The 6627-nt window shown below is 70.1% G+C and carries 7 protein-coding genes; 1 reads left to right on the top strand and 6 read right to left on the bottom strand.

What is annotated here, in order from left to right:
- Window positions 1-178: 178 nt before the first annotated feature.
- Together HW577_RS18085 and HW577_RS18080 are read right to left on the bottom strand one after the other, a co-directional pair.
- Window positions 179-652 carry an L-2-amino-thiazoline-4-carboxylic acid hydrolase gene (locus HW577_RS18085; RefSeq protein ID WP_198377542.1) on the bottom strand — a complete coding sequence of 158 codons (474 nt, stop codon included), beginning with the start codon at window positions 650-652 and terminating at the stop codon, window positions 179-181.
- A gap of 66 nt (window positions 653-718) precedes the next feature.
- Window positions 719-1108 carry a hypothetical protein gene (locus HW577_RS18080; protein ID WP_198377541.1) on the bottom strand — a complete coding sequence of 130 codons (390 nt, stop codon included), beginning with the start codon at window positions 1106-1108 and terminating at the stop codon, window positions 719-721.
- 139 nt (window positions 1109-1247) lie between these two features.
- Here HW577_RS18080 and HW577_RS18075 point away from each other — a divergent pair, with 139 nt between their 5' ends.
- Entirely contained in the window at window positions 1248-2003 is a 756-nt protein-coding gene (locus HW577_RS18075) for a DUF805 domain-containing protein (RefSeq protein WP_198377540.1), read from the top strand.
- A 111-nt stretch (window positions 2004-2114) separates the two neighbouring features.
- Here HW577_RS18075 and HW577_RS18070 read toward each other — a convergent pair whose 3' ends face one another.
- The 4 genes from HW577_RS18070 to HW577_RS18055 are packed head-to-tail and all read right to left on the bottom strand — an operon-like array spanning window position 2115 to window position 6510.
- A complete protein-coding gene (locus tag HW577_RS18070) occupies window positions 2115-3509 on the bottom strand; it encodes an amidase family protein (RefSeq protein ID WP_198377539.1) in 1395 nt (464 codons plus the stop codon).
- Window positions 3506-4675, bottom strand: coding sequence for an acyl-CoA dehydrogenase family protein (locus tag HW577_RS18065; protein ID WP_198377538.1), 1170 nt, complete (start codon window positions 4673-4675; stop codon window positions 3506-3508). The genes HW577_RS18070 and HW577_RS18065 overlap by 4 nt, the downstream gene beginning before the upstream one ends.
- Window positions 4676-4678: 3 nt before the next feature.
- Window positions 4679-5446, bottom strand: coding sequence for an enoyl-CoA hydratase/isomerase family protein (locus tag HW577_RS18060; protein WP_198377537.1), 768 nt, complete (start codon window positions 5444-5446; stop codon window positions 4679-4681).
- The gene (locus tag HW577_RS18055; protein WP_198377536.1) at window positions 5443-6510 is read right to left on the bottom strand and encodes an acyl-CoA dehydrogenase family protein; all 1068 of its coding nucleotides are present in this window, start codon (window positions 6508-6510) and stop codon (window positions 5443-5445) included. The genes HW577_RS18060 and HW577_RS18055 overlap by 4 nt, the downstream gene beginning before the upstream one ends.
- Window positions 6511-6627 lie beyond the last annotated feature (117 nt).

Below are 6627 nucleotides of genomic sequence, written 5' to 3'. Positions count from 1 at the left end.
GGGTCGCGCGCGGCGATCGCCGCGGCCAGCGCGCCGGTGCCGCAGCCGGCGTCGAGCAGCGCCGCGCCGCGCGGCAGGTCGAGCGCATCGAGGAAGGCATCGGCCAGAAGGCGGCTCCAGCGGCCCATGCTGCGTTCATAGGCGGCCGCGTCGGTGGCGACGTAGCCGGCCATGGCGGCTACTCCTCCATCGTGTAGCGGAAGTTGCAGTGGGTCGCGCCGCCCATGATGGTCTGGGTGCGTTCCAGCTTCATCTTCGGATGGTAGCCCTCGCAGAAGGCGCCGTCGCGGTTGCAGGAGAGAACGGCGCCGAGATCGGCCAGCCCCATCTCCCGGTACATCTCGGCGTAGCGGCAGCGGGTGACGTTGAAGTCGTAGTGCGTCTCGTCCTGGCGCAGCGTCTCGATCCGCAGCGCGTCGTCCTTGGTCCAGAGCGGCTGGAGCGCGATGAAATGGGCGAGGGAGGGCTCCCCGCCCGGCGCGTCCTTCGCCATCTCGGCGGCCGTCGCCTTGGCCATCTTCACCACGGCGCGGGACAGGATGGCCTTCGCCTGCGCTTCCCCGAGCTCGGCCTTCATCTCCTCATAGACGCCCTTGGCGAAGGCGGCCTCGATGCGCCGCTGCCGAAGGATGCCCATGCGTTCGTCCGACATGAAAAACCTCCCCGACGGTGATCCCGGCGGGGAGGCTATCGCGGCGCGACGTCCGCGGCGAGCGGGTTACTGCGCGTAGAGGCCCGAATTGGTGACGACGATGCGGCTGGCGGCGCAGATGTTCACGCGGCGGAGTTCCGCGGCGCGGCCATTCTGCCAGACGATGCGGAAATCGTAGTTGCCGGCGTTGTTCGCGCGGTAGTTCCACACCCGCCCAGGCGGCAGCACGTTCTGGCCGAGCTGGTCGACGCCCCAGTTGTTGATGCTGGAATGGCTGAAGAACAGCTGCATCACGGTGAGCGAGGAGTTGTTCACGACCTGGAAGCGCGTGTCGCAGCCGACCGCGACGGGGCCCGGGGCGACCGGCTGCGGGATATAGACCGTCTGCGGCGCGCAGGCGGCGAGCGCCCCTGTCCCGGCGAGCGCGAAGAGGGCAAGAAGCTTGCGGCGGATCATGCGGTCGGCCTCCCGGGCACGGCTGATGTATCGATATCGCGACGCTATGCAACGAATGTCACAGGCGCAAGCCATCCACAGGCTTGTCACCGGGCGCGAAGCCGTGATCGTGTGAAGCGATTCAGAGTGGAGCGGGGCGATGACCTTCGGCCAGTGGTTCAGCTTCCAGGGGCGCATCCGGCGCAAGACATGGTGGCTTGCCTATGTCCTGCCGCTGATCGCGCTGTCGATCGTTGCGAGCGTCATCGATATCTCGCTCGGCTTCGTGACCTTCACCGAGGATGCGATGCCGGAGGACGGCTTCTCGGTCTCGGCGCAGGGCATCGGGCCGTTCAGCCTGCTGGCGTTGATCACCTCCATCTGGGGCGGGCTGGCGGGCCAGGTGAAGCGATGGCACGACCGCGACAAGTCCGGCTGGTGGGTGCTGATCAACTTCATCCCGTTGGTCGGCCCGATCTGGGCGCTGGTCGAGACCGCCTTCCTGTCCGGCACGCCGGGGCCGAACCGCTTCGGGCCCGACCCCAAGGGCGGCGCGGGCGCGGCGCAATGGCAGGCGGCGCCGCCGCCGGGTGCCTGGCAGCCGCAGCAGCCCCAGCAATGGCAGCCCCAGCCGCAATGGCAGCAGCCGCCACCGCAATGGCAGCCGCCGCCGCAGGCGCCGCAGGGTCCGCCGCCGGGCTATGGGCAGCCTCCGCCGGGGTACGGGCAGCAGCCTCCGCCGGGCTATGGGCAGCCGCCGCCCGGCTATGGGCAGCAGCCCCCGCCGGGCTATGGCCAACCGCCGCCGGGGTATGGGCAGCCACCGCCGCCGCCGGGCTATGGCCAGCAGCCGCCCCCGCCGCCGGGCTACGGCCAGCCGCCGCGCGGCAGCGTCCCGCCGGTGCGGCGGGAGTAGGGGCGCGCAGGCGCCGCGCACGGGCGGTCCATTGCGTGGTTGGCATGCGGTGCGACGCAACGCGCGCTCGCGAGCCCCGCACGCGACGACAGGGGCTTTGGGCGCCGGGACTCAGGCTGGGTCGATCGGGGAGGCGGGCACGCCGGCCCCCTCGATGACTGCACCCGCGGCCAGCAGCAGGTCTTCGCGGTAGCGCCCGGCGACGAGCTGCACGCCGACCGGCACCGTGCCGACCATCCCCGTCGTCACGGCGAGCCCCGGCAGGCCCATCAGCGGCAGGCCCACCTGGGTCAGCTGCGCGGCGATGATCCGCCGGAAGGCCTCGGGGCTTTCCACATCCTCCTGGTCGCGGAAGGGCAGTTCGCCCGAAACGGGCATGATCGCGACCGGGAAGCGTTCCAGGAACTCCATCCACATCCGCACGAAGGTCGCGCGCTTCTGCAGCCCGTCCATGAAGGCGTTGAGGTCGGGCAGGGGACACAGCGCTTCCATCTGCGCGAAGACGAAGGAGGCGTCCGGGTCCGCTTCCTTGTGCAGCGCCGTGTTCAGGCCGCGGCGGGATTCGGCGAGCCAGAGCATGGCCTGCAGGTCGGCGGGTTCGCGCAGCGGCGGCGCTTCCGCTTCCTCGACGATCCAGCCCGCGGCTTCCATCCGCCGTGCGGCGTCGCGCAGCGCGTCGAGCACGGCGGGCTGCACCTCCATCCCCTCCGGCCGCAGGCAGAGCGCGGCGCGCTTCGGCATGGGCGGGCCTTCCAGCGGCGCATCGACCCACCAGGGGTCGCGGATGTCGCGCGCCGACATCGCGGCGAGCGACACGCGCAAATCGGCGATGGTCCGCGCGATCGGCCCGCTGACGGCCATCAGCTGCCCGCCCGCATGGCGTTCGGCACCCGAGGCGTTCCAGGCCGGGATGCGCCCGAGCGTCGGCCGCAGCCCATGCACGCCGCAGGCATAGGCCGGGTAGCGGATCGAGCCGCCGATATCCGTGCCATGCCCGATCGCGCCGATGCCCGAAGCGACCGCCGCCGCCGCGCCGCCGGATGACCCGCCCGGCGTGATCGACGGATCGCGTGGGTTCCTCGTATGTCCATGCAGCGAATTGCGCGTGAACCAGCGCAGCGAGAAGGCCGGCGTGTTGGTCCGCCCGAGCAGCACCGCGCCGGCGCGGCGCAGATTTGCCACCACCGGGCTGTCCTGCTTTGCCACCAAGTCCTTCTGCAACCGAAGCCCGTTGGTCGTGGCGAAGCCGGCCTGATCGGCGTTGACCTTGATGGTGACCGGCACGCCGGCGAGCGGGCCCGGATCCTCCCCGCGCGCGATGGCAGCGTCGATCGCCGCCGCCTGCGCCAGCACATCATCCGGCCGGTGGTCCACCACGGCGTTGATGCGAGGGTTGACGGCGTCGAGCCGCGCGAGCGCGTCCCGCGCCGCCTCGGTCGCGGAAACCTGCTTGCTGCGGACGCGGTGGGCGAGTTCGGTCGCGGGGAGGCGGAACAGCTCGCTCATCCCGGCAGCCCCAGCACGTTCTTGCTCAGGATGTTGCGCTGGATCTCGTTCGACCCGCCGTAGATCGTGGCCGGCCGCGCCTGGATGTAGAGCCCCGTCGGGTTGAGGTTGCGGTTGCCTTCCATCGGCTCCAGCAGCCCCGCATTCTCGCCCGCGATGTCCAGCATCGTGTCGGTGATGCGCTGGAAGAGTTCCGTCTGGAACACCTTCAGCATCGAGACATCGGGGCCCAGCGTCTCGCCCCGCCGCAGCTTGTCCACGAAGGCGCCGTAGAGCGACTTCAGGTCCTCGAGATCGAGGCGCAGCCGGGCGTAGGTCTCCTGGAAGGCCGCTTCCTCCCACACCCCCATCCGTTCGGCGAGCTGCCGCAGCCGCGTGAAGGCATAGGCGGACAGGCGCGGGGAGCCGAGATAGATGCGCTCGAAGGACAGCAGCGCCTTCGCCATGTCCCAGCCGCGGTTCGGCGTGCCCACCAGGTTCTTCGCCGGCACGCGGACATTGTCGAAGAACACCTCGCAGAACTCGTCATGGTATTCGAGGTTGATGATGGGCTTCACCGTGATGCCCGGCGTGGTCATGTCGACCAGCAGGAAGGAGATGCCTTCCTGCTTCTTCGCCGCCTTGTCGGTGCGCACCAGCAGGAAGCACCAGTTCGCGTCCATCGCGAGTGTCGTCCAGATCTTCTGGCCGTTAACGATGTAGTGGTCCCCGTCCAGCACCGCTTCGGTGCGCAGCGCGGCCAGGTCCGACCCCGCATTGGGTTCGGAATAGCCCTGGCACCAGATGTGCTCGCCGGAGAGGATCTTCGGCAGGAATTCCTGCTGCTGCTCCTCCGTCCCGTGGTTGATCAGCAGCGGGCCTACCATGACGATGCCGTGGTCATTGGTGCGGGCGCAGCCGTGGCGCTCCACCTCCTCGGTGAAGATGATCTGCTTGGCGGGCGACAGGCCGAGCCCCCCGAAGCGGCGCGGCCATCCGGGACACAGCCAGCCCTTCTCGGCCAGCAGGAAGTACCAGGGCTTGTTCTCCTCCCAATGCAGGCGCTTGGGCGGGTTGCGAAGCTCGGCCGGGTAGTTCGCCTCGATCCAGTGGCGGACATGGGCGCGGAAGGCCTCGTCCTCCATCAGGTTCAGGTCGGCGGTCTCGCGCGGTTCGATGGCGAACATCTCTCAGCCTCCGAAGTTCGGCTTGCGCTTCTCGAGGAACGCGGCGCGTCCCTCCTGGAAGTCGGGCGTCGTGAACAGCAGGCCCTGGAAGGTCTGCTCGTCGGCCAGCGCCTCATCGAGGCCTTCGGCCAAAATCTTCTTGGTGAGCGCGATCGGGCCCGCGGCCTCGGCGGCGAGAAAGCGCGCCTTGTCCAGCGCGACCTCCAGCGCCTTGCCCGGCGGGGCGACGAAGTCCACCAGGCCGATGCGCTCGCCTTCGGCCGCGCCGGTGACCTCGTGGTAGAACAGGATGCGCCGCGCGCGGCCCACGCCCACGCGCCGCGGCAGGAAGAACGGCAGGCCCATGTCGGACATCAGGCCGATCTTGTGGAAGCCCGCGACGAAGCGCGCATCCTCGGCCGCGACGATGGTGTCGCAGGCACAGGCCACTGCCATGCCGGCCCCCGCCGCCCAGCCTTCCACGGCAGCCACCAGCGGCTTCGATCCCTTGGCCATCAGCCGCACCAGGCGATGGGTGCGGCGCATGCGCTCCCGCCCATCCAGCGCGCTGCCGACATTCATGTTCGAGATGTCGCCGCCGGCGCAGAAGGTCCCGCCCGCGCCGGTGACGACGATGGCGCGCACCGTCGGTTCCTCATGCGCGCGCTCGATCGCCTCCTCCATCGCCTGGCGGACGCCGGGACCGATCGCATTCTTGCGGGACGGGTAGTCGATGGTGAGGATCAGGACGTTGCCGTCCATCTCCTCCCGCACGCGGGCGGTGTCGCTCATTCCACGTCCTCCGGGGCCAGGGCCATGAATCGGCGCCGGTGCAGCGCGGCCGAGCCGAACTGGTTCATGATGACCATGCCGCGGCGCAGGAACAGGCCGACATCGTATTCGTCAGTGTAGCCGATGCCGCCATGCAGCTGGATGCATTGCCGCAGCACGAGCATCCCCGACTCCGCCGCGCGATGCTTGGCCTTCGACACCGCCGCATGCCGCGCGGCACCCGTCGCACCGCCGTCGAGCGCGGCGGCCGCTCCCTCCACCGCCGCGCGCGTCAGCGCGATGTGGATCTTCAGGTCCGCCGCGCGATGCTGCAGAGACTGGAAGGTGCCGATGATCCGGCCGAATTGCTGGCGCGTCTTGAGGTAGTCCACCGTCATCGCGAAGGCGCGTTCCATCAGCCCGAGCATGAGGCCGGAGGTCACCAGCGCCGCTTCATCCAGCGCGATCGCCAGCATGTCGCCGACATCCTCGGCCACCAGCGAGGCGCGGCCGAGGTCGGGCCGCAGCGTGCCGATGTTGCCGCCATCCATCGCCTTCTCGATCGTCAGGTCCGCACCCGCCGCGTCCTGCAGATGCAGGCCGAGCCCCGGCCCCTGATGGACCGGCAGCAGGAAGCCATCCGCACCGGCCGCCATCGGCAGGAACAACCGCGCGCCATCCGGCGTGCCTGGCACGGCCAGCGTGTCCGCCCGTTCCTGCCAGGCGGTCAGCAGCACGCGCCGGCCGGCGAGCACGCCCTCCAGCTCAGGATGGCCGACCGCGGCGAGCAGCCTCGCGGACAGCATCATCGGCACCAGCGGTTCCGGCAGGAGCCCCGCGCCGAGTTCCTCGGCCAGCGCGACCGCCTCGCTCATGCCCAGGCCCGCGCCACCGGCCTCCTCCGGCACGGCGAGGCCGATCCAGCCCAGCTCGCCCATCTGCGCGAGGACCTCGCGGTCGAAGCCGGGGGAAGCGAAGCGCAGCGCGCGCACGCGCTTGGTGTCGCCGCCGCGAGGTGCCACGGCACCGGCGCTGTCGCGGATCATGCGGATGGATTCGGTGCGGTCGTCTGCTGCTGCGCTCATCGTTTCCTCGGGGGAGGGGAACCTCCCCCGATCCCCCTCCCCTTTTTCTGTCTGGGCGTCCCGCCTGCGGCGGGCCGCGAAAGGTATTCAAAGAAGGAGGGGGGCTCGGGGGGAGTT

The organism is Neoroseomonas rubea (assembly GCF_016106015.1).
GTDB lineage: Bacteria > Pseudomonadota > Alphaproteobacteria > Acetobacterales > Acetobacteraceae > Neoroseomonas > Neoroseomonas rubea.
This window is presented reverse-complemented; position numbering and strand designations above follow the sequence as displayed.